The sequence below is a fragment of the Mycobacterium gastri genome, assembly GCF_002102175.1.
Lineage (GTDB): Bacteria > Actinomycetota > Actinomycetes > Mycobacteriales > Mycobacteriaceae > Mycobacterium > Mycobacterium gastri.
Genome location: NZ_LQOX01000081.1, coordinates 1 through 20,583 on the forward strand (window position 1 = coordinate 1; position 20,583 = coordinate 20,583).

Sequence of the window (20,583 nt, forward strand, 5' to 3'; positions counted from 1 at the left end):
TCCGGTCAACACGAAGCGGCGGCCACGGCGACGGTCGCGGCCGCCGCTTCACCCTGCCCCCTTGACAAAACGCCCCCCATATCAGAACAGGTGGCGTGCAGCGCACACACACTGGCCCGCCGCGGTCCCGACGGCTTGCACCGAAGATCGACGCTCAACTCGAGCCATGGACGATGCTCGGATATCTCGCCTCCTGCAAGCGCTTTAGGTGTTTGCGGCTCGGCGTTGGCGTCACCGGTGCCAGTCGGCGCCTTCCGGCGGTCACTGCGCAGGCCGCTGCCACGCTGCAGTTGATCACCCGCGGCCACGCCATCCTCCGTATCGGCGTCGGTATGCGGGTAGTCAACGAACCCTAAGGCGTGGACTGGACCAAACCGGTGGCCCGCTGTGAAGAAGCAATCGCAACAATTCGTGCGCTCTGGAATTCCGGCGGCGAACTCGTCTCACGCGAGTCGGTGTACTTTCCGTTGCACAACGCGGTATTCGACCTGCCGGCGTACCGCGGCACATGGCCGGTATACGGACCGCCGCTAAGGGATCCCGGATGTGCCGAATGGCGCGACCACGGGGTGCGTTATCTGGTCGTTAACAACGTCAGCATGCTGCGGCCCGCGCTCGGGAAGGCCCTGGCGTCCAGCGGACCATTCTTCAAGATTCTGCGCGGCCTCAAGAAGCTGTGAAATCCGCCGCCCGCCGTCAGGCCCCACCGTCTTCTTAGCCGTTCGCGCCGGACTGGCCTTGGTCACCGGTGCTGCCATTTGCACCGTTGCTACCAACGCCGCCTGCGGTGGCGGTGCCACCGGTGGCGGTGCCACCGGTGGTGGAGCCGACGCCGCCCGCTCCCCCCGCGCCACCTTGACCGCCGATGCCGCCCGAGCCGCCGGTACCGCTATCTCCGCTGAAGCCGAGTAGTCCGCCTGCTCCAGCGGTGCCGGCTGCACCGCCGGTTCCGCCGGTGCCGCCGGTGCCACCGGTGCCGCCGGATCCGCCATCGCCACCGTCACCGCCGGTGGTCGTCAGTTTCCCGGTGCTGCCTGCGGTGGCATCACCACCGGCGCCGCCGACCCCGCCGGCGCCACCGGCGCCGCCAACGCCACCGACGCCACCCATCCCGCCATGGCCGGCATTCCCGCCATTGCCGAACAGCTGCCCGCCACGACCGCCGTCACCCCCATCACCGCCGACTCCGCCGAGGCCCCCAACACCGCCCATGCCGCCAGTGCCGCCGGTGCCGCCGGTGCCGCCGTAAGACTGGCCGATTGAAGCAACATTGGTGATGCCGACGTTGGCCGCACCTCCGCTACCGCCCACGCCGCCCGTCGCGCCCGTGCCGCCCGTGCCACCGACGCCGCCGATGCCACCCAGCCCACCGTCCCCGCCGTCGCCGAACAGCAACCCTGCGTTGCCGCCCGCGCCGCCATGGCCGCCGGCTCCGGCGATGGTGCCATCACTGCCGGGACCACCCATGCCACCGTTGCCCCCGGCAGCGCCCTTGGCTATGAAGAGGCTGTTGCTGCCGCCGGAAGAATCTGCGCTGCCCCCGATACCGCCGGTACCACCGACCTGGCCACCGGATCCGGGTGCGCCGTTGGATGCCGCACCGCCGGTGATTTGGCCGGCGCCGCCAGCGGAAGCGCTGCCGTCGGCGCCGGTGGCGGCCGGACCGCTGACCGGCGTGGCAACGGCGGTCGCGGCCAGACCGGCGCCACCCGGTCCGCCGGCGCCACCGTTGCCGAACAAGATCGCGCTCCCGCCCGCGCCACCGGCGCCGGCTGCGCCGCCGTTGAAACCGGCTACCGCGGCGCCGCCCTGCCCGCCGGCTCCGCCGGTGCCAAGCAGCCAGCCGCCGGCGCCGCCCTGGCCCCCGGCCGCGCCATACCCGCCGTCACCGCCGCGTCCGCCGTTGCCGAATAAGCCGGCGTCGCCGCCGTTACCGCCTGGCAACCCGGAGGAGCCCGGCTGGGTGTAACCGGCGCCGCCGTTGCCCCAGAGCAGGCCGCCATTGCCACCCGCCGGGTCCGTCGCGGTCCCGTTGGCGCCGTTGCCGACGATCAGCTGTCCGAACAACTCCAGGCGGGGCTCGGCGGCGGCGATGTTGGCGAGGTTGCTGGCCTCTGCGCTGGCGTAGGACGTGGCGCTGCCGGTGAGGGTTTGGACGAATTGGCGGTGGAACGCCGACGCCTGGCTGCTGAGCGCCTGAAAGGTCTGGGCATGCGCGCTGAATAGCGCCGCGATGGCCGCCGACACGTCATCGGCGCCCGCCGCCACGATGCGGGTGGTAGAGCCCGCGGCGGCGGCCCTGGCCGCATCGATCGATGACGCGATACCGGTCAGATCGCCGACGGCAGCAGCAACTAGGTCCGGTGTGGTGATGAGATACGACATCACCGAGATCTCCTTCCGTGTCCGCCTTTGTCCGCGTGGCGGAATCTAACACCGTGGACCAGCCGGTGTGAGCGGTTTATGACGAAATCGTCAAGAACTCGCGGTGGCTTCGGATGACAGCGAGTAGCTTCACGCGTCGTCACGGGCGTCGGGACAGGATCTGATTAGTCTCGTATGTCGAATTCCCGCGCTCCCTGCACGCCAGGCACGCCAGGCACGCCGTGAGCACGCTGGGCGGATGGCGGGTGCGGGGTCGGTGGCGGGTCACCTTCTCAAGGTGGGCAGCGTTTTTGCGTTCTTGGCGGTGCATCGGCGCGAGTCGTTTCCCGACGCGGACCCCGCCCTCCGCCCGCTGATTACATTGGTTAACAATGTACTCAATATCACTCTGTCAAAGGAGACATAGTCATGGCTGAAGCCGTCATCGTCGAGGCGCTACGTTCACCGATCGGTAAGCGCAACGGCGGGCTGTCGGGGGTGCACCCGGCCGAGCTGTCCGCGCAGGTGCTCAACGGTCTGGTGCACAAGGCCGGCATCGACCCCGAGCTCGTCGACGACGTCATCTGGGGCTGCGTCATGCAGGCCGGCGAGCAGGCCCTCGACATCGCCCGCACCTCGCTGCTGGCGGCCGGCTGGCCCGAGACGGTCCCCGGGGTGACAGTGGATCGCCAGTGCGGGTCAAGCCAGCAGTCCGTGCACTTCGCGGCGGCCGGCGTGGCGGCCGGTCATTACGACGTCGTCGTCGCCGGCGGGGTCGAGTCGATGTCACGCACCCCGATGGGCTCCTCGCTGGCCAACGGCGGACGGCCCTATCCCAAAGCCTTCCTGGGGCGCTACGAAGGCAAGATCCCCAACCAGGGCATCGGCGCGGAGATGATCGCGCAGCAGTGGGGCCTCGACCGCCTCGCGCTCGACGAGTTCTCCCTCGGCTCTCATGAAAAGGCCGCAGCCGCACAGGATTCTGGCGCCTTCGACGACCAGATCGTCGGCATCAAAGACCCGGACGGCAATACCGTGCTCAAGGACGAAGGCATCCGGCGCGGCACTCCGATGGAGAAGATGGCGTCGCTGAAGCCGGCGTTCAAGGAAGACGGCGTGATCCACGCCGGCAACTCCTCGCAGATCTCCGACGGCTCGGCCGCGCTGCTGTTCATGTCCGCCGAGAAGGCAAAGGCGCTGGGGCGCAAGCCCATTGCCAAAGTGCACGCCGTGGCGCTGGCCGGGGCCGACCCCGTCATCATGCTGACCGCGCCCATCCCGGCCACCCAGAAGGTGCTCAAGCGCGCCGGCCTGTCCATCGACGACATCGGTGCATACGAGGTCAACGAGGCGTTCGCGCCGGTGCCGCTGGCCTGGCTGCACGACATCGGCGCCGACGAGAAGAAGCTCAACCCCAACGGTGGCGCCATCGCGCTCGGCCACCCGCTCGGCGGCTCCGGTGCGCGGCTGATGACCACGCTGCTTTACCACATGCGCGACAAGGGAATTCGCTACGGCCTGCAGACGATGTGCGAGGGCGGCGGTCAAGCCAACGCCACCATCCTGGAGCTGCTGTGACAGACGCCGACGGCGCCGCGCCGGCAGTGCTGGTCGAGCGCCGCGGCAACGTCATGGTCATCACCATCAACCGGCCCGAAGCCCGCAACGCGGTCAACGGTGCCGTCAGCATCGGGGTCGGGGACGCACTCGACGCAGCCCAACACGACGACGACGTGCGAGCGGTGGTGATTACCGGCGCCGGTGACCGGTCGTTCTGCGCCGGAGCCGATCTCAAGGCCATCGCCCGGCGCGAGAACATCTATCACCCCCAGCACAACGAATGGGGCTTTGCCGGTTATGTGCACCACTTCATCGACAAGCCGACCATCGCCGCAGTCAACGGCACCGCCTTCGGCGGCGGCACCGAACTGGCGCTGGCCAGCGATCTGGTGGTGGCCCACGAGCGGGCCGAGTTCGGGTTGCCGGAGGTCAAGCGCGGACTGATCGCCGCTGCCGGCGGGGTCTTTCGGATCGTGAATCAGCTGCCGCGCAAGGTAGCGATGGAACTGCTGTTGACCGGCGAGCCGATCACCGCAGCCAACGCCCACGACTGGGGCCTGATCAACCAGGTCGTCGACGGTTCGGTGCTGGACGCTGCGCTGACGCTGGCGGCGCGGGTGACCGTCAACGCGCCGCTGTCGGTGTGGGCCAGCAAGCGCGTCGCCTACGGCGTCGACAATGGCGTCATCACCGACGAAGAAGCAGGCTGGCAGCGCACCCTGCGCGAGATGAGTGCGCTGATCCGCTCCGAGGACGCCAGGGAGGGGCCCTTGGCGTTCGCCGAGAAGCGGGAGCCGGTCTGGAAGGCGCGTTAGTGCGCCAGGATGTTGACCGCGCGCTCGAAAACGCTTGGTAGCAAAGCAGAGGCCGGCACGATGGCCCGCCGCGTCAGGGCCGGCGTGCTGGCCAGCACCAGCCCGCGGGTAAGCCACCGGTAGTTGCGGGTAACCCGGTGCCAGGCAGCCTCATACGACGCGGGCCTGTCATCGACGATGGCCCGCACCGCCGCGGCCGCCTGCTTGACGGCCAGGCTGATGCCCTCGCCGGTCAGGGCGTCCTCGTAGCCGGCGGCGTCGCCGACCAACAGCACCCGCCCGGCGACGCGGCGCGACACCACTTGCCGCAGCGGGCCGCAGCCGCGTGCCCGCCCGCGCTGGGCGCCGTCCAAATGCTGGGCAAGCCAGGGAAACCAGGCCAGGTCGGGTCGCTGACGGGACAGGATCGCCACGCCCACCAGATCCGGTTCCACCGGCGTCACATACGCCTCACCCCAGCGCGACCAGTGCACTTCGACGAACTCCGACCACACCGGCACGCGGTAATGCCAGCGCACGCCGTAGCGCCGCGGGATCCCCGCCTTCGCCGTGATTCCGACGGTGCGCCGGACGGTCGAATGCAGGCCGTCGGCCGCCACCAACCATTTCGCACGCACACCGGCGGCCGTGACGCCCTGGGCGTCCTGGACCACGCCGGTCACCCGGGTCCGGATCCATTCGGTGTCTTGTTCTTTGGCCCGTGCCGCCAGCGCCGCATGCAACGTGGTGCGCCGCACGCCGCGGCCCGGACCGCTGCGAAATCGCGCCTCGGCACGGCGATTTTCGCTGATATAGGCGATGCCGTAAAACGGCATGCCGGCCGGGTCGACGTCGAGTGCGATGAGTTCGGCCAGACCGCCGGGCATCAGTCCCTCGCCGCAAGCCTTGTCGATCGGGCTCTCCCGAGGATCGGCGACAATCACCGAAAGGCCTTGCCTGCGTGCGTGTAAGGCCGTGGCGAGGCCGCCGGGGCCGCCGCCGACGATCAGCAAGTCGGTGTCGTAGCTCATGAATAGCCCAATACGGAGTTCTCCACCCGCAGGCGCACCGTCAACAACATGGCGTTGGCCACGGTGAAACCAAGCGCGGTCACCCATGCGGTATGCACCATCGGCAGCGCGAACCCTTCGGCCACCACTGCAACATAGTTCGGGTGGTGCATCAACCGGTAGGGCCCCCGTCGCACCAACGGCTCGTTCGGCAGCACGATGACCCGAGTGTTCCAGCGTCGTCCCAGCGACTTGACACACCACCAGCGCAAGCCCTGACTCAGCGCCAGCACACCGACCATCGGCCAGCCCAGCCAGGGAATGAACGGCCGGTGCAGCGCCCAGGGTTCGATCACGCAGCCGAGCAGCAGCGCGCTGTGCAGAACGACCATCACCACGTAGTGGCGACGACCAAACTCCTTGCCGCCCTGGGCGAAAGACCAGCGCGCATTGCGTCTGGCCACGATCAGCTCGGCCAGTCGTTCCAGGCCGACGGCCAGGATCAGCAGGTAATACATCGCCTACCAGCCGAGCAGTACGAATTCGGAGGAAAAACCCGGGCCCATGGCGATCATGATCCCAAACGATCCCGGTGGCGGTGGATCGGCCATGGTGGAGGCAAGCACATCTAGCACCGACACCGACGAGAGGTTGCCGTTGTCGCGCAATGAGTCTCGGGTGCGATCGAGGGCGGTGGCCGGTAGCTCAAGCGCATTCTCGACAGCGTCGATGATCCTGGGCCCAGCCGCGTGCAGCACCCACGTCGACACGTCTGCGGTGGTCAGCCCATGGTCACCCAGGAAGTTGCGGATGTCGTCGGCCACGTATTTCTCCACGACGGTCGCCACCTCGACGGACAGCACGATCCGGAACCCGTCACTGCCGATCTCCCAGCCCAGCACGTCCTCGGTGTCGGGATAGGTCCGGCTGCGGCTGGCCAGTAGCCTGGGCCCGGCCCGCAATCCGGAAGCCAGCTCGGTCCCGGTCGCGACGACCGCGGCGGCGCCGTCACCGAACAGGCTGGACGCGACGAGATTGGCCACCGAGTGGTCGTCACGCTGAACGGTCAGCGAGCACAGTTCCACCGCCAGCAGCGCTGCGACCTGGTTCGGGAAACCCCGCAGATAGTCATGCACGCGCGCTACCCCGGCCGCGCCGGCCGCGCAGCCCAGGCCGAACAGCGGAATGCGTTTGACGTCCTGGCGCAGCCCTACTCTGCTGGCCAGGCGCGCTTCCAGGCTGGGCACGGCCAGTCCCGTCACCGTCGTCGAAAAGATGACATCGACATCGGAGGGCTTGACCCGGGCGTCGTCGAGCGCCGCCAGCAGTGCCTGCTCACCCAGGCCGAGCGCGACGTCGACCCAAGCGTCGTTTGCTTCGGTGAAGCCACTCAGATGACCGTAGCGAGACAACGGCAGCGCGGTATGGCGTGCGATGACCCCGCTGCTGTTGGCGAACCGGCGAAACTCCGGGCCGGCAAAGGCCGTCAGCGCACCGATGGTTTCGTCCTGGCTGTACCGGTGTTGTGGGAATGTCACCGCCACGCCGGCTACGGACGGGCTCATTGTCGTCGATGTCCGGACGGCCGCCGGCGCCTGCGCACCGAGGCACGCCGGCCTTCCCCCTGTGAATGTATTCATGTTGGGAGTCACGTCACTGTTGGCGATTAGGTTCAGATTTCGTCAAATACGTCGGCTGACCAGCCCATCATCTCCATCAGCGGCGCCCAATCCACGCTGACGCTAGGATCCCCGGGTGGCCAACCAAGAGCCATCTGACGAGTACGAACCCGAGAAAACCGACGACGACCTGCTCGATACGGCGGAGGGCGAGTCGACCCCGGCCAGGCGCGTCGCGGGTTGGCAACGTGTGTTGCGGTGGTCTGCCTGGTTGACTTTCCTTGCCCTGGCGATTGCCAACTCCGACCGCGATTACTTCGGTCCACTGGAATTGTTGGCGCTGGCCGGGGCGATAGGTATCAGTGTCTGGTGCCTGGCCAAGCCCCTCGGCCGGCCCGTGGTGGCGATGGACGAAGCAGCCGACGTGCAGGGGACCTTTGTTTCCCGGACGAACTGGGGGCTGGTGTTGTTCGGTGTTGCCCTCACGGTTGGCGGAATCGGCGCCATCGGCGCCATCGTTTACGACTTGTCCACCGGTCGCGCGGCCGTCCGCGACGTGTTTGCCGACATGTGGACCTTCGTTGCGGGCTGGACGTCCGAAGCGCTCAGCGGCTGGTCTTACGACGCCCATCTGGAGCGGACCCATGGCTATGCCCTCTTCATTCTGGTCGTGCCCGGCGTCCTCATCGTCTGGTGGAATCTCGTTCCGCTCATCAAACGGGGACGCGAGTTTCGGGTGGAACCCGACGGTTCGATTTCGGTTCGCGGACCGCACGGCTGGATTCAGTTGCTCGAATACGAATATTCGGCCGTGACCGCCGATGCGACCACGATCCGGTTCACCCCTGCTAGTGACCCGACGCCGGGCATCGTCCTGCCGCAGGCCCGCGTGTTTTCCCGGGAGACCGGCACGAGGCTGCGCAGTCAGGTGAGCGCGGCGCGATTCCAGGAACGGCTGGCCCGTTGCGGCTTCACTATCGAAGTGATCGACGACAAACGCGGTAGCTTCCGCGGCCGTAGAACCGGGAGCACATTTTCGCTCGAGTCGTAAGGGCCGCCGCCCTGACGCTGAGTGCTTGGTTTCGATGCCGACGCCGTTATGCGGCTAGCTTGGATGTCATGCGGTTTCTGGTCACCGGCGCCACCGGCTACGTCGGATCGCGTCTCGTGACGGCGCTGCTCGCCGACGGCCACCAAGTGCTGGCCGCCGGCCGGAGCCTGGCCCGGCTGCGGCGGTTGGTTTGGTTGGACGACGTGACACCCCTTGCCGGCGCGCTGCGAACTAGTCTGGACATCCTGATCACCCTGACTCCGAAAGTTCTGACCGTATGAGCCAGTCCACCGCACCTCGTCCAAGCGCGATCCGCGACCTTCGCCGTGCGATGACCAATGTCGCAGTGCCGCATCATGAGTCACCCAGGGTGGTGCTGCGCCGGCGCATCGTGGTCTGTGTTGTGCTGCTGATCGGTGCGGCGGTGCTGGGGTTGTCGATGAGTCGCCGGCCCGGGGACTCGACGTTTCACTGGCTGACTCTGGCTCTGGCCGTGGTATGGGCCGTCGGAGCGCTGGCGTCGGGACCGTTGCATCTCGGCGGCATCTGCTGGCGGGGGCGCAACCAGCGCCCGGTGATCACCGGGACCACGGTGGGGCTGGTTCTTGGTGGCGTGTTTGTCCTGGGCGGTTTGGTCACCAGGGAAATCCCGGCCATGTCCGACCTGACTGTCCGCGTCCTGCGATTTGCCGAGCACGGATCTGTGCTGGTGGTGCTGATCATCGTGATCAACGGCGTCGCCGAGGAGATGTTCTTCCGCGGGGCGCTCTACACCGCCCTGGGCCGGTTCTATCCGGCACTGCTCTCCACGCTGGTTTACGTCGCGGCCATCATGGCCACCGGCAACCCGATGCTCGGATTCGCCGCGGTCATCCTGGGAATGGTGTGTGCGTGGGAGCGGCGTTTCACCGGCGGTGTGCTGGCACCGATCCTGACCCATGTCGTGTGGGGCCTGATCATGGTGCTCGCGTTGCCGCCGTTGTTCGGCGTCTGATCGGCCATTCGGCCCACTCGCAACGGCAATCAGAAGTCGGTGAAGGTCGGCGCGCGGCGCTGCTGGAATGCCCTTGCGCCCTCGGCGAAGTCGGGTGATCGCAGCAGTGTTGACTGGCCGGCGAATTCCCGTTCGAGAGCGTGGTCCAATTCGGTGAGAGTAGCCGCATTGATCGCGTCCTTGGTCTTGGCGAACGCCACCGCCGGCCCCGCCAGCACCCTCGAAATAACCTGTTCCACTTGGTTTTCGAAGTGCTCGGCCGGATAGACCGCGCTGACCAGGCCCCACGACAGCGCCTCGGCGGCCGGCAATCGCTCCGGCAACAGCGCCATCCGCATAGCCCGGATGCGGCCGACCGCGGCGGCCACCAATGCCGATGCTCCGCCGTCGGGCATCAACCCGATTTTGGTGAACGCCAGCATGAAAAATGCTTCGTCGGAAGCCAATACGAGGTCACACGCCAGGGCAAGCGATACCCCGACCCCGGCGGCCGGACCCTGAACCACGGCGACCACCGGATGCGGCAGCGCTGTGATGGCCCGTATCGCCCGGTTGATCTCCGCGATGGTTTCGGTGCGGGACTTGCCGCGGACCACATCCTCGGCGCTCATCCCGGCCCCGGAACTGAAGCCGCGGCCCCTGCCGCCCAGGCGCACCACCCGTACCCGCGGATCGGTGGCCGCGCGCTCCATCGCATCGGCGATGCCCGCCAGCACGGTCGCCGTCAGGGAATTCAGTGTCGCCGGCCGGTCGATCGTCACCGACAGCACACCGTCGGCCAGCTTGACGTCAAGTCCCGCGACTGGCGCCAGCGTGTCGATCCCGGTCTGCGGCATGGGCCTCACCCTATGTGACCCTGAGCGACCGGAATGTAGGGCTGTCGCAGCCGGCTGCAAAGATGCGAACGACGTCACCGCAGACGAAAGGTCGGTACATCAATGGCAGGACCGCTGAACGGGTTACGCGTGGTCGAGCTAGCGGGGATCGGGCCCGGTCCGCACGCGGCGATGATCCTGGGGGATCTGGGTGCCGACGTGGTGCGTATCGACCGCCCGTCAGCCGGCGGCGGCGCAGGCACAGCCAACGACGCCATGCTGCGCAACCGGCGCATCATCGCCGCTGACCTCAAGTCCGACCGGGGACGCGAACTCGTCCTCAAACTCGTCGCCAAAGCCGACGTGCTGATCGAGGGTTACCGCCCCGGCGTCACCGAGCGGCTGGGCCTGGGGCCCGAAGACTGCGCCAAAGTCAACGACCGGCTCGTCTACGCCCGGATGACCGGCTGGGGTCAGACCGGGCCGCGCAGCCAGCAGGCCGGTCACGACATCAACTACATCTCGCTGAACGGCATCCTGCACGCCATCGGCCGGGTCGACGAACGGCCGGTGCCGCCGCTGAACCTGGTCGGCGACTTCGGCGGCGGCTCGATGTTCCTGCTCGTCGGCATCCTGGCCGCGCTGTGGGAGCGCCAGAGCTCAGGCAAAGGTCAGGTCATCGACGCGGCGATGGTCGAGGGCTCCAGCGTGCTGGTGCAGATGATGTGGGCGATGCGCGCCACCGGCAGGTGGACCGACGTGCGCGGCACCAACATGCTTGACGGCGGCGCGCCCTACTACGACACCTACGAATGCGCCGACGGCCGCTATGTCGCCGTGGGTGCCATCGAGCCGCAGTTCTATGCCGCCATGCTGGCGGGGCTGGGTCTGGACGCGGGCGACTTGCCCCCGCAGAACGACGTGACCCGGTGGCCCGAACTGCGGGCGGTGTTGACCGACGCATTCGGTCGGCACGACCGTGACCATTGGGCCAAGGTGTTCGCCGACGCCGATGCCTGCGTGACGCCGGTGCTGGCGTTCGGCGAGGTGCAGACCGAGCCGCATATCACCGAACGGAACACCTTCTACGAGGTTGACGGCGGCCCGCAGCCGCGACCGGCGCCACGGTTCTCGCGCACGGTGCCGGATCAACCGCGGCCGCCCGTGGCGCCGGCGGCCGGAGTCGAAGCGGTTCTCGAGGACTGGGTATAGTCCCGACCAACCGGTAGGTCGGGTGCTCGACGAAAGGACTCGCATGGAAATCAGGGACGCCGTAGCCGTCGTCACCGGGGGCGCATCGGGACTGGGACTGGCCACCACCAAGCGGCTACTGGACGCGGGGGCGCAGGTGGTGGTGCTGGACCTCAAAGGCGACGACGTCGTGGCGGAGCTTGGCGATCGCGCGCGGTTCGCCCAGGCCGACGTCACCGACGAGGCCGCGGTGACCAGTGCGCTGGATCTGGCGGAATCGCTGGGTCCGCTGCGCATCGTCGTCAACTGCGCGGGCACCGGTAACGCGGTTCGCGTGCTGGGCCGCGACGGCGTTTTCCCGCTGGCCGCGTTCCGCAAGATCGTGGACATCAACCTGGTCGGCACCTTCAATGTGCTGCGGTTGGCCGCGGAGCGCATCGCCAGGACGGAACCGATCGGAGAAGAGCGCGGCGTCATCGTCAACACCGCGTCAGTGGCGGCGTTCGACGGCCAGATCGGACAGGCCGCCTACTCCGCGTCCAAGGGCGGCGTGGTCGGCATGACCCTGCCGATCGCCCGCGACCTGGCCAGCCACCAGATTCGGGTGATGACCATCGCGCCCGGCCTCTTCGACACCCCGCTGCTGGCCGGTCTACCGGAACCGGCGCGGGAGTCGCTGGGCAAGCAGGTGCCGCATCCGTCGCGTCTGGGCAACCCTGATGAGTACGGGGCGCTGGCCGTGCACATCATCGAAAACCCGATGCTCAACGGCGAAGTCATCCGTCTGGACGGCGCCATCCGGATGGCGCCGCGCTAACCGCCGGAAACGGAAAACCCCCCGCAATTGCGGGGGGCCTCACTGTGGGAAAAGCATTCAGTTATCGACGAAACCATCTGCTGATGGCAGGTTCGGCAATGAGTAGCCGTGCAAGCATGCCCATGGTGTGCCTCAGCTTGCCGTAGGCAGCGGGTGCCAGTCTTCGAGCTGCTCCGAGGTCTCGCCTTCCACCAGCATGTCGCCGTGGTAGAGAGCCTCGAAGTCGGCTTTGATGACGTCGGCACTCGAGTCGTCGATCCACATGTCACTGAGCGTAGGAGTCACCCTTAAGGAATCGCTGAGTCACGATTCGGAAAATGGTGGCAATTCTTACCTGTGGGTAGGGTGCGGCGTCCACGGAATCAATGCCGTTGAGGCGGCGCATTCGCCTGCCGGTGAACCGTACCGGTACCCCGGTTCGTGAGTACGGCAGGCGTTGTTTGACGCCTGTAAGTTACCGCTGATAAGTTACCGCGGATACGGTGGGCCGCTCGGGGACGGCCGGCGCCGGTCGCTGGAGGGGACGCATCATGTTGCAGGGGATCGCTCGACTCGCCATAGCGGCGCCGCGCCGGATCATCGGGGTTGCCCTGCTGGTGTTCCTGGCCGCGGCGGTCTTCGGCATCCCGGTGGCCAAAAGCCTGTCTCCCGGGGGTTTCCAGGACCCCGGCTCGGAATCGGCCCGCGCCATCAAGGTGCTGACCGACAAGTTCGGCCAAAGCGGTCAGCAGATGCTGATCTTGGTGACGGCTCCCGCCGGGGCCAGCAGCGAGGCGGCTCGCAGGGTCGGTACCGATGTCGTCGGCCAGCTGCAGCGGTCGCCGTTGGTCTACAACGTGACCTCACCGTGGACAGGGCCGCCGCAGGCGTCCGGCGACCTGGTCAGCACCGACGGCAAGTCGGGGTTGATCGTCGTCAACATCAAGGGCGGCGAGAACAACGCGCAGCAGAACGCCCAGACGCTGGCTGACGAAATTGTCCACGACCGTGATGGTGTCACCGTCCGCGCGGGCGGGTCGGCCATGGAGTACGCCCAGATCAACGAGCAGAATCAAGACGACCTGCTGGTGATGGAGGCGATCGCGATTCCGCTCAGCTTCCTGGTGCTGGTGTGGGTTTTCGGTGGCCTGCTGGCGGCGGCGCTGCCGATGGCGCTGGGCGCGCTGGCCGTGGTCGGCTCGATGTCGGTGCTGCGGCTGGTCACGTTCACCACCGAGGTGTCGATCTTCGCGCTCAACCTGAGTACCGCAATGGGTCTTGCGCTGGCCATCGACTACACCCTGCTGATCATCAGCCGCTATCGCGACGAACTGGCCGAAGGCAGTGACCCGGACGAGGCGCTGATCCGGACGATGGCCACCTCCGGTCGCACGGTCCTGTTCTCGGCGACCACGGTGGCGTTGTCGATGGCAGCCACAGTGGCGTTCCCGATGTACTTCCTGAAGTCGTTTGCCTACGCCGGCGTAGCCACTGTCGCCTTCGTCGCGACCGCGTCGATCGTGATCACTCCGGCCGCGATCGTGCTGCTGGGTCCCCGCCTGGACGCATGGGACGTTCGTCGCCTGATACGGCGCATACTCGGTCGCCCGGAACCGGTGCACAAACCGGTGCAGCAACTGTTCTGGTACCGGTCCACCAAGTTCGTCATGCGCCGGTGGCTGCCGATGGGTGTGGCGGTGGTCGCACTGCTGGCGTTGCTGGGGCTTCCGTTCTTATCGGTGAAGTGGGGTTTCCCGGACGACCGGGTGCTGCCGCATACGGCCTCTGCCCATCAGGTGGGTGATCAGCTGCGCAAAGACTTCGCGCATGACCTGGCGATGGCCGTCCCGGTCGTGGTCCCCGATGCCCGCGGACTGACTCCGGCCGACTTTGACGGCTATGCCGCCGACCTGTCGCGGGTTCCCGACGTGTCGTCGGTGTCCGCCCCGGGCGGAACCTTCGTCGGCGGGACCAAGGTGGGGCCGCCGGCGGGAGCCGCGGGGTTCGCCGATGGCAGCGCTTTCCTGACCGTGAACAGCACCGCGCCGCTGTTTTCACAAGCCTCCGATAGCCAGCTCAACCGCTTGCGTCAGGTGGCCGGCCCGGCCGGGCGATCCGTCGAGATGGCCGGTGTGGCGCAGGTCAACCGGGACAGCGTCGATGCGGTGACCGATCGGCTCCCGCTGGTGCTGGGCCTGATGGCCGTCATCACGCTGGTGCTGCTGTTCCTGCTCACCGGGAGCGTCGTGTTGCCGGTCAAGGCGCTGGTTTGCAACGTGCTGTCGCTGAGTGCGGCATTCGGTGCGCTGGTCTGGATCTTTCAGGACGGCCATCTGGGGGCGCTGGGCACAACCCCGAGCGGGACGCTGGTGGCGAACATGCCGGTGCTGTTGTTCTGCATCGCCTTCGGGCTGTCCATGGATTACGAGGTGTTCCTGGTCGCCCGGATCCGCGAGTACTGGCTGGTTTCCGGGGCTGCCCGTCCGGCAACCCCGAGCCCGGCCGAAGCCCACTCCGCCAACGACGAGAGCGTGGCGCTCGGGGTGGCGCGTACCGGGCGGGTGATCACCGCGGCGGCGTTGGTGATGTCGATGTCGTTCGCCGCGCTGATCGCCGCGCATGTGTCCTTCATGCGGATGTTCGGCCTCGGCCTGACCCTTGCCGTGGCCGCCGATGCCACCTTGGTGCGCATGATCTTGGTGCCGGCCTTCATGCACGTGATGGGCAGCTGGAACTGGTGGGCGCCCAAACCGTTGGCGTGGCTGCACGAGCGGTTTGGCATCAGCGAGGGCGCCGCGGTCCAGCATGGGGCCAGGACGACGGGCCGCTGTGACGAGCCGGCGATCACCGCGGCGTTGACGGGTAAGGGTTGACGTGTCGATGGGACTGCGTCGCACACGTGCCCCGCGCGGATCGGGTGACCGGCTACGCCGCGAAATCCTGGACGCGGCCACCGAGTTGCTGCTGGAGACAGGGCAGGCCCGGGCGGTCTCGATCCGATCGGTGGCCCAGCGTGTGGGCGTCACACCGCCGTCCATCTATCTGCACTTCGAGGACAAAGACGCGCTGTTGGACGCGGTGTGCGCACGCTACCTGGCCCGGCTGGATGCGGAAATGGAGCGGGTGGCCATCGGTCAGCCGTCCAACGTGGAGGTGCTACGGGCGCAGGGCCTCGCCTACGTGCAGTTCGCGCTGCAGACCCCGCAGTTGTACCGCCTCGCCACCATGGGGGAGTGGCGGTCGGGAAGCAACGTCGATATCGCCCTGGACAGCTCGGCGTTCAAGCACATGCGCGCCTCCGTGCAGGCCCTGATGGACGAGGGCGTCTACCGGACCGACGATCCGACCATGATCGCCCTGGAGCTGTGGACTGCCGCGCACGGGGTGGCCGCCCTGTTGATCACCAAACCGCATCTGCCCTTCGGCGACGTCGAAGCTTTCGCCGACCGGGTGCTCAGCGCGGTCCTGTGTGGGCATATGGTGGCCGGCCTGGTCGGCCCGCCCGCGACATCGCGGCAGCTGATCGAATGGGTGCGGCAACAGCGCACGTGGGAAGCGGCCCCGGTATGACAGGCGCCAAAATCCAGCACCCGTTGTTCGCCCGCATCTGGCCCGTCATCGCCGCCCACGAAGCCGAGGCGGTACGAGACCTGCGCCGGGAGAATCTGGCCGGCCTGTCGGGCCGGGTGCTGGAAGTCGGTGCCGGTGTCGGGACGAACTTCGCCCACTACCCGCCGACCGTGACGCAGGTCGTGGCCGTGGAGCCCGAGCCGCACTTGACCTCCAAAGCCCGCGCCGCGGCCGTCGATGCGCCAATTCCCGTATTGGTGATCGGCGATACGGCGGAGGATTTCAGTGCCGGCGAGCCCTTCGACGCGGTGGTCTGCTCGCTGGTGCTCTGTTCGGTGAACGACCCGGCCGGGGTGCTGCGACATCTGCGCTCATTGCTACGGCCGGGTGGTCAGTTGCGGTATCTCGAGCACGTCGCCAGCACCGGTGTCCGGGGTCGGTTTCAGCAGTTCGTCGACGCGACGTTCTGGCCGCGGCTGGCCGGCAACTGCCACACCCACCGCGATACCGAACAGGCGATCGTTGCGGCGGGATTCGACCTGGACACCGCACGGCGGGAGTGGGCACTGCCGGCGTGGGTGCCGTTGCCAGTCTCGGAGTTGGCGCTGGGCCGGGCACACCGGCCGTTGCCCTGACCGAAACTGCGCTGAGCGCGCGATCCGGTGGGCGAACCGCATCTGTGCAGATTCGATGCGACTACCGCAGGCTCAACCCTTCAGCAGCGAAGGCAGCCGCTGCAACAACCGGGGCAGCGCGCGACTCGCCGACTGGCGTACACAGATCGTCGCGCTCCCGGACAGCGGCGTCGGCTCGGGATTGACCTCGATCACCGGAATGCCGCGTGCCAGTGCCAGCTCCGGTAGCCCGGCAGCCGGGTAGACGATCGCCGAGGTCCCCACCACCACCATCACATCGGCGGCTTCGGTCGCCTCCACGGCATGTTGCCACGGTCCTTCGGGCAGCGCCTCGCCGAACCACACGATGTCGGGCCGGATCAGGCCGCCGCAGCGGCAGACCGGCGGCTCCACTTCGATAGCCGGCTCGGTCATCACCGGCAGCGCCTCGGTGTAAGGCATACCGCAACGGGCACAACGGAATTCAAAAAGGCTGCCGTGAAGGTGGTGCACCGGTGTGCTGCCGGCTCGCTCGTGCAGGTCGTCGACGTTCTGGGTGACGACGGTGACGTCGGCCGCGCTCTGCCAGTCGGCGATCGCGCGATGACCCTCGTTGGGTTCGACCGTGGCCACCAAGTAGTGACGCCACAGATACCAGCCCCACACCCGCTCGGGGTTGCTCTCCCATCCTTGTGTGCTGGACAGCTCGTAGGGGTCGAAACGGGCCCACAATCCGTTCTTGTCGTCACGAAAGGTCGGTACGCCGCTTTCCGCCGAGATCCCCGCCCCGCTGAGCACCGTCACTCGCATCCCACAAAGATAGCCGTGCTTGGTAGATACTGGGTGGGTGGAGCTGCGCGACTGGTTACGGATCGACGTGAAGGCGGGCAAGCCGCTGTTCGACCAGCTCAGAACCCAAGTTATCGACGGGGTTCGAGCCGGTGCGTTACCGCCGGGAACCCGGCTGCCGACGGTGCGCGATCTCGCCGGCCAGCTCGGGGTCGCCGCCAATACGGTGGCCCGCGCCTACCGGGAGCTGGAGTCGGCGGCGATCGTCGAAACACGCGGGCGTTTCGGCACTTTCATCTCCCGCTTCGATCCGACCGACGCGGCGATGGCCGCCGCGGCCAGGGAATACGTGGAAGTCGCCCGCGCATTGGGCCTGACCAAGTCCGACGCCATGCGTTATCTCACGAACGTGCCTGACGACTGAAGTCTCAGCCGAACTCGAGCAAGGTCAGGCACGGACGCAGCGCGTCGAAGACGGGCATGCGGTAGACCGTCGACAGCGCGGCGTTGAACACCAAGCCGCGTCCGGTGGGCAACGGCACGTCGCGCACCGCGCGGATGCCGGGCACCGTATTCACCAAATCCGCGGCCTGCGCGACGGACAGGCTGAACGGCATCGGCGGAATCTTGTAGCGCAGCGACGTCCGGATGCCGAGCCGGCTGAAGAGGGTAAACCAGCGCGGCGGCAGGTCGAAGAGCATCTGGGCGCCCGGAAATTTTTTCGCGCACTCGGTGATCAGCTCCAGCGCCTGCTCGGGCTGCAGGTACATCAGCAACCCCTCGGCGGTGATGAACACCTCGCCGGACGGGTCGACGCAATCCATCCAGTGGTAATCCAGCGCGGACTGGGCGCACACCGACACCCGTTCGGGCGTCGGTAGCAGCCGCGTCCGGATATCGATGATCGGTTCCAGATCGACTGTGAGCCAACGGAATTGACCGTCCGGAAGGGCCGCGTCCAAGCGCCAGAAGCTAGTTTGCAGCCCTTCGGCCAGCGCCACCACGGTGGCTGACGGATGCCGGCTCAGATAGGACAGCGTCGCGGTGTCGAACGCCCGGGCCCGCAGGGCGATGTCCTGGCGGGTTGGGCCGAACTTCGCGAAGTCGAAGTCGATCGAGTCGACCAGGGCGATCGCCATCGGGTCCTCGATGATCGGGTCGCTGCGGCGAGCCTCCGCCGCCCTGGCGTTCAGCGTCAGCAGGGCGGTCTCCGAGACTCCGGTGAGGGTGACCTTGTGTGGGGAGGCTTCGTTGGCGTGGGTCATTTCAGCACCTTGTCCAGGGTTCGCAGATTGCGGGTGGTGGTCGACGACTTGTAGCGCTTCTTTCCCATGGTTTGGCCGATGGCGCTGTCCAGAGTGCTTCCCTTCGGCACTTGCCAGTAAACGACGCCGTCGCCGCGGCTGATTTTCTCCTCCGGGCCGGCTTCCAGCGCCGCCAGCTCGTCGAGCACCGCGGGGTCGCTGACGAACGTGACATACGACTGGTATCCGTCGAGCTCCCGCTCGAACGGGTATCGCTCGTTGATGGCGCGTACGGTATCGATGTCATAGACCAGCACCCACGCGTCATAGCCGAACCGCTCGCGCAACGCGGATTCGGCCGTCTTGCGTACTCGCGCGGCACCCGAGGATGCCTCCAGCAGGACATTGCCGCTGGCCAGGACGGTGCGTACGTTGGCGAATCCGGCGTCGGTCAAGGCGGCGGCCACGTCGGCCATCTTCAGGTTGACGCCCCCGACATTGACGCCGCGCAGGAATGCCGCGTACCGAGTCATGATCCGATTCCATCAGGTGGTCATGGACCGACGCGAGGCCACGTAGGCTTTCGGGCATGGGACGCCACGTCTTCGACGACAAGCTGTTGGCCGTGATCAGCGGCAACTCCATCGGAGTGCTGGCCACCATCAAACGCGACGGACGTCCCCAGCTGTCCAACGTGCGGTATCACTTCGACCCGCGCACATTGGTGTTTCAGGTGTCGATCACCGAGCCGCGCGCCAAGACCCGCAACCTGCGCCGCGACCCGCGGGCGTCGATCCTGGTCGATGCCGACGACGGGTGGTCCTATGCCGTCGCCGAAGGCACCGCGGAGCTGACGCCGCCGGCTGCCGCGCCCGGCGATGATACGGTGGAGGCGCTAATTGCCTTGTACCGCAACATCGCCGGTGAACATCCGGATTGGGACGAATACCGCGAGGCGATGGTCACCGATCGGCGGGTGGTGCTGACCCTGCCGATCTCGCACGTTTACGGTCTGCCGCCGGGTAAGCGGTAGACATCCGGGTTAGGCTGCCGAGTATGCCTGCATCGAAGTCCCCGGAGGACGAGACCAAGCGCAAGTTCCGCGAAGCCCTCGACCGCAAGTTGGCCAAGTCGGCTGGCGGATCGGATCACAAGGACGGCGGCGCCAAGCAACCGCGGGCACACGGTCCGCTGGAGAGCCGTCGGGAATTCCGCCGTAAGAGCGGCTGATCACGGCAAAGCCTCTGCCGGGCAAGCCAATTCGATGCTGGACCGATGCTCTGCCAGCGGGCCGACCGTCGAGTTCTAGACTATCTGGGTGCCGAAACTGCAGCTTGTCCAAGAGCCGGCCGCCGACGCGCTGCTCGATTCCAACCCGTTCGCGCTGCTGGTCGGGATGCTTCTCGATCAGCAGGTTCCGCTGGAGACCGCGTTCGCCGGGCCCAAGAAGATCGCCGACCGGATGGGCAGCTTCGACGCCGGTGAGATTGCGGACTACGACCCGGACAAGTTCGCCGCACTGTGCTCGGAAAAGCCTGCGATACATCGCTTTCCGGGTTCGATGGCCAAGCGCATCCAGACGCTCGCGCAGATCGTCGTGGACCGTTACGGCGGGGACGCGGCCGCCGTGTGGACGGCCGGCGATCCCGACGGCAACGAGCTGCTGCGGCGGCTCAAGGGGCTGCCCGGTTTCGGCGAGCAAAAAGCCCGGATCTTTCTGGCGTTGCTGGGTAAGCAGTATGGTGTGACGCCGCCGGGCTGGCGGGAGGCGGCCGGACAGTTCGGACAGCCCGGCACCTACATCTCCGTGGCCGATATCGTCGACGCCCGCTCACTCGGGCAGGTGCGCTCGCACAAGAAACAGATGAAGGCAGCCAAGGGAAAGGCGGCAACGTGAAGACACACATAACGTGTCCGTGCGGCGAAGCCATCGTCGGCAAGGACGAGGACGAGTTGGTCGAGCTGACTCAGAAACACCTTGCCGATGTTCATCCGGGCCTGGAGTACGACCGCGACGCCATCTTGTTCATGGCTTATTGATGTCGTGAACCTCTAACGGCGCGATCGCCGGTCATGACCCGGGGCAGCACCCGTTCTAGGAGGGCTCTGAACAACGGGGCGTGATGGGGCGGGAAGAACGCCGACAAGGCCGTTTCTTCGGCAGTAGGTCAG

23 protein-coding genes and 2 pseudogenes are annotated in these 20,583 nt (G+C 67.2%); 16 read left to right on the forward strand and 9 right to left on the reverse strand.

Features of this window, described 5'->3' with window-relative positions; translation table 11 throughout:
* Positions 1–131: 131 nt before the first annotated feature.
* Positions 132–515: pseudogene (locus tag AWC07_RS07970) on the forward strand (LLM class flavin-dependent oxidoreductase); the annotation flags it as partial.
* Positions 516–714: 199 nt separating this feature from the next.
* Here the strand turns inward: AWC07_RS07970 and AWC07_RS07975 are convergent.
* Entirely contained in the window at positions 715–2,385 is a 1,671-nt protein-coding gene (locus AWC07_RS07975; protein WP_036414301.1) for a PE family protein, read from the reverse strand.
* A gap of 408 nt (positions 2,386–2,793) precedes the next feature.
* Here AWC07_RS07975 and AWC07_RS07980 point away from each other — a divergent pair, with 408 nt between their 5' ends.
* Both AWC07_RS07980 and AWC07_RS07985 read left to right on the forward strand, forming a co-directional pair.
* Positions 2,794–3,942 carry a thiolase family protein gene (locus tag AWC07_RS07980; protein WP_036414263.1) on the forward strand — a complete coding sequence of 383 codons (1,149 nt, stop codon included), beginning with the start codon at positions 2,794–2,796 and terminating at the stop codon, positions 3,940–3,942.
* Positions 3,939–4,739: a crotonase/enoyl-CoA hydratase family protein gene (locus AWC07_RS07985; protein WP_036414266.1), complete on the forward strand. Its 801-nt coding sequence runs from the start codon at positions 3,939–3,941 to the stop codon at positions 4,737–4,739. The genes AWC07_RS07980 and AWC07_RS07985 overlap by 4 nt, the downstream gene beginning before the upstream one ends.
* On the opposite strand, the gene AWC07_RS07990 is transcribed toward AWC07_RS07985, so the two are convergent.
* From AWC07_RS07990 to AWC07_RS08000, 3 genes are read right to left on the reverse strand one after another with little or no spacing between them, the layout of a single operon-like run.
* Positions 4,736–5,749 (reverse strand): NAD(P)/FAD-dependent oxidoreductase, encoded by a 1,014-nt coding sequence (locus AWC07_RS07990; protein ID WP_036414269.1) that lies wholly within the window; start codon positions 5,747–5,749, stop codon positions 4,736–4,738. The genes AWC07_RS07985 and AWC07_RS07990 overlap by 4 nt on opposite strands.
* Positions 5,746–6,246, reverse strand: a complete 501-nt coding sequence (locus tag AWC07_RS07995) for an isoprenylcysteine carboxyl methyltransferase family protein (RefSeq protein WP_036414272.1) — start codon at positions 6,244–6,246, stop codon at positions 5,746–5,748. The genes AWC07_RS07990 and AWC07_RS07995 overlap by 4 nt, the downstream gene beginning before the upstream one ends.
* Before the next feature lie 3 nt (positions 6,247–6,249).
* Complete coding sequence (locus tag AWC07_RS08000; protein WP_036414275.1) at positions 6,250–7,293, reverse strand: type III polyketide synthase; 1,044 nt, start codon at positions 7,291–7,293, stop codon at positions 6,250–6,252.
* 190 nt (positions 7,294–7,483) lie between these two features.
* Here AWC07_RS08000 and AWC07_RS08005 point away from each other — a divergent pair, with 190 nt between their 5' ends.
* The 3 genes and pseudogenes from AWC07_RS08005 (at position 7,484) to AWC07_RS08015 (ending at position 9,392) form a co-directional block, all read left to right on the forward strand.
* Entirely contained in the window at positions 7,484–8,398 is a 915-nt protein-coding gene (locus AWC07_RS08005; RefSeq protein WP_036414278.1) for a hypothetical protein, read from the forward strand.
* Between the two features lie 68 nt (positions 8,399–8,466).
* Positions 8,467–8,613: pseudogene (locus tag AWC07_RS08010) on the forward strand (NAD-dependent epimerase/dehydratase family protein); the annotation flags it as partial.
* A 62-nt stretch (positions 8,614–8,675) separates the two neighbouring features.
* Complete coding sequence (locus AWC07_RS08015) at positions 8,676–9,392, forward strand: CPBP family intramembrane glutamic endopeptidase (protein ID WP_036414282.1); 717 nt, start codon at positions 8,676–8,678, stop codon at positions 9,390–9,392.
* A gap of 29 nt (positions 9,393–9,421) precedes the next feature.
* On the opposite strand, the gene AWC07_RS08020 is transcribed toward AWC07_RS08015, so the two are convergent.
* Positions 9,422–10,228 carry an enoyl-CoA hydratase gene (locus tag AWC07_RS08020; protein ID WP_036414283.1) on the reverse strand — a complete coding sequence of 269 codons (807 nt, stop codon included), beginning with the start codon at positions 10,226–10,228 and terminating at the stop codon, positions 9,422–9,424.
* A gap of 102 nt (positions 10,229–10,330) precedes the next feature.
* On the opposite strand from AWC07_RS08020, the gene AWC07_RS08025 reads away from it, so the two are divergent.
* The gene (locus AWC07_RS08025; protein WP_036414285.1) at positions 10,331–11,419 is read left to right on the forward strand and encodes a CaiB/BaiF CoA transferase family protein; all 1,089 of its coding nucleotides are present in this window, start codon (positions 10,331–10,333) and stop codon (positions 11,417–11,419) included.
* Between the two features lie 43 nt (positions 11,420–11,462).
* Complete coding sequence (locus AWC07_RS08030; protein WP_036414287.1) at positions 11,463–12,215, forward strand: 3-hydroxyacyl-CoA dehydrogenase; 753 nt, start codon at positions 11,463–11,465, stop codon at positions 12,213–12,215.
* Positions 12,216–12,347: 132 nt separating this feature from the next.
* On the opposite strand, the gene AWC07_RS29310 is transcribed toward AWC07_RS08030, so the two are convergent.
* Positions 12,348–12,479: a hypothetical protein gene (locus AWC07_RS29310; RefSeq protein WP_023366671.1), complete on the reverse strand. Its 132-nt coding sequence runs from the start codon at positions 12,477–12,479 to the stop codon at positions 12,348–12,350.
* 266 nt (positions 12,480–12,745) lie between these two features.
* Here AWC07_RS29310 and AWC07_RS08040 point away from each other — a divergent pair, with 266 nt between their 5' ends.
* The 3 genes from AWC07_RS08040 to AWC07_RS08050 are packed head-to-tail and all read left to right on the forward strand — an operon-like array spanning position 12,746 to position 16,399.
* A complete protein-coding gene (locus AWC07_RS08040; protein WP_036414289.1) occupies positions 12,746–15,067 on the forward strand; it encodes an MMPL family transporter in 2,322 nt (773 codons plus the stop codon).
* 7 nt (positions 15,068–15,074) lie between these two features.
* Positions 15,075–15,764 (forward strand): TetR/AcrR family transcriptional regulator, encoded by a 690-nt coding sequence (locus tag AWC07_RS08045; protein ID WP_036414303.1) that lies wholly within the window; start codon positions 15,075–15,077, stop codon positions 15,762–15,764.
* Complete coding sequence (locus AWC07_RS08050; protein ID WP_036414304.1) at positions 15,761–16,399, forward strand: class I SAM-dependent methyltransferase; 639 nt, start codon at positions 15,761–15,763, stop codon at positions 16,397–16,399. The genes AWC07_RS08045 and AWC07_RS08050 overlap by 4 nt, the downstream gene beginning before the upstream one ends.
* Positions 16,400–16,471: 72 nt before the next feature.
* On the opposite strand, the gene AWC07_RS08055 is transcribed toward AWC07_RS08050, so the two are convergent.
* Entirely contained in the window at positions 16,472–17,188 is a 717-nt protein-coding gene (locus AWC07_RS08055) for an NAD-dependent deacylase (RefSeq protein WP_036414291.1), read from the reverse strand.
* A gap of 37 nt (positions 17,189–17,225) precedes the next feature.
* Between AWC07_RS08055 and AWC07_RS08060 the strand changes: the two genes are divergently transcribed.
* Positions 17,226–17,591: an Rv1152 family transcriptional regulator gene (locus AWC07_RS08060; RefSeq protein WP_036414293.1), complete on the forward strand. Its 366-nt coding sequence runs from the start codon at positions 17,226–17,228 to the stop codon at positions 17,589–17,591.
* 4 nt (positions 17,592–17,595) lie between these two features.
* Here the strand turns inward: AWC07_RS08060 and AWC07_RS08065 are convergent, their stop codons facing one another.
* Together AWC07_RS08065 and AWC07_RS08070 are read right to left on the reverse strand one after the other, a co-directional pair.
* Positions 17,596–18,432, reverse strand: a complete 837-nt coding sequence (locus AWC07_RS08065) for a class I SAM-dependent methyltransferase (protein ID WP_036414295.1) — start codon at positions 18,430–18,432, stop codon at positions 17,596–17,598.
* Entirely contained in the window at positions 18,429–18,944 is a 516-nt protein-coding gene (locus AWC07_RS08070) for a DUF1697 domain-containing protein (protein WP_036414297.1), read from the reverse strand. The genes AWC07_RS08065 and AWC07_RS08070 overlap by 4 nt, the downstream gene beginning before the upstream one ends.
* A gap of 56 nt (positions 18,945–19,000) precedes the next feature.
* On the opposite strand from AWC07_RS08070, the gene AWC07_RS08075 reads away from it, so the two are divergent.
* The 4 genes from AWC07_RS08075 (at position 19,001) to AWC07_RS08085 (ending at position 20,451) form a co-directional block, all read left to right on the forward strand.
* Positions 19,001–19,444, forward strand: a complete 444-nt coding sequence (locus AWC07_RS08075) for a PPOX class F420-dependent oxidoreductase (protein WP_036401561.1) — start codon at positions 19,001–19,003, stop codon at positions 19,442–19,444.
* Between the two features lie 23 nt (positions 19,445–19,467).
* The gene (locus tag AWC07_RS26710) at positions 19,468–19,641 is read left to right on the forward strand and encodes a DUF5302 domain-containing protein (protein ID WP_099193698.1); all 174 of its coding nucleotides are present in this window, start codon (positions 19,468–19,470) and stop codon (positions 19,639–19,641) included.
* An 88-nt stretch (positions 19,642–19,729) separates the two neighbouring features.
* The gene (locus AWC07_RS08080) at positions 19,730–20,308 is read left to right on the forward strand and encodes an HhH-GPD-type base excision DNA repair protein (RefSeq protein WP_036414299.1); all 579 of its coding nucleotides are present in this window, start codon (positions 19,730–19,732) and stop codon (positions 20,306–20,308) included.
* Entirely contained in the window at positions 20,305–20,451 is a 147-nt protein-coding gene (locus AWC07_RS08085; protein WP_064774821.1) for a hypothetical protein, read from the forward strand. Before AWC07_RS08080 ends, AWC07_RS08085 begins: the two co-directional genes overlap by 4 nt.
* Positions 20,452–20,583: the final 132 nt, after the last annotated feature.

Coding starts and splice junctions, on each gene's coding strand:
- AWC07_RS07980 (WP_036414263.1), top strand. CDS start 2,794: ATGGCTGAAGCCGTCATCGTCGAGGCGCTACGTTCACCGATCGGTAAG.
- AWC07_RS08000 (WP_036414275.1), bottom strand. CDS start 7,293: ATGAGCCCGTCCGTAGCCGGCGTGGCGGTGACATTCCCACAACACCGG.
- AWC07_RS08075 (WP_036401561.1), top strand. CDS start 19,001: ATGGGACGCCACGTCTTCGACGACAAGCTGTTGGCCGTGATCAGCGGC.
- AWC07_RS07995 (WP_036414272.1), bottom strand. CDS start 6,246: ATGTATTACCTGCTGATCCTGGCCGTCGGCCTGGAACGACTGGCCGAG.
- AWC07_RS08050 (WP_036414304.1), top strand. CDS start 15,761: ATGACAGGCGCCAAAATCCAGCACCCGTTGTTCGCCCGCATCTGGCCC.
- AWC07_RS08025 (WP_036414285.1), top strand. CDS start 10,331: ATGGCAGGACCGCTGAACGGGTTACGCGTGGTCGAGCTAGCGGGGATC.
- AWC07_RS29310 (WP_023366671.1), bottom strand. CDS start 12,479: ATGTGGATCGACGACTCGAGTGCCGACGTCATCAAAGCCGACTTCGAG.
- AWC07_RS08040 (WP_036414289.1), top strand. CDS start 12,746: ATGTTGCAGGGGATCGCTCGACTCGCCATAGCGGCGCCGCGCCGGATC.
- AWC07_RS08030 (WP_036414287.1), top strand. CDS start 11,463: ATGGAAATCAGGGACGCCGTAGCCGTCGTCACCGGGGGCGCATCGGGA.
- AWC07_RS08020 (WP_036414283.1), bottom strand. CDS start 10,228: ATGCCGCAGACCGGGATCGACACGCTGGCGCCAGTCGCGGGACTTGAC.
- AWC07_RS08015 (WP_036414282.1), top strand. CDS start 8,676: ATGAGCCAGTCCACCGCACCTCGTCCAAGCGCGATCCGCGACCTTCGC.
- AWC07_RS08045 (WP_036414303.1), top strand. CDS start 15,075: ATGGGACTGCGTCGCACACGTGCCCCGCGCGGATCGGGTGACCGGCTA.
- AWC07_RS08055 (WP_036414291.1), bottom strand. CDS start 17,188: ATGCGAGTGACGGTGCTCAGCGGGGCGGGGATCTCGGCGGAAAGCGGC.
- AWC07_RS08065 (WP_036414295.1), bottom strand. CDS start 18,432: ATGACCCACGCCAACGAAGCCTCCCCACACAAGGTCACCCTCACCGGA.
- AWC07_RS08070 (WP_036414297.1), bottom strand. CDS start 18,944: ATGACTCGGTACGCGGCATTCCTGCGCGGCGTCAATGTCGGGGGCGTC.
- AWC07_RS26710 (WP_099193698.1), top strand. CDS start 19,468: ATGCCTGCATCGAAGTCCCCGGAGGACGAGACCAAGCGCAAGTTCCGC.
- AWC07_RS07975 (WP_036414301.1), bottom strand. CDS start 2,385: ATGTCGTATCTCATCACCACACCGGACCTAGTTGCTGCTGCCGTCGGC.
- AWC07_RS07990 (WP_036414269.1), bottom strand. CDS start 5,749: ATGAGCTACGACACCGACTTGCTGATCGTCGGCGGCGGCCCCGGCGGC.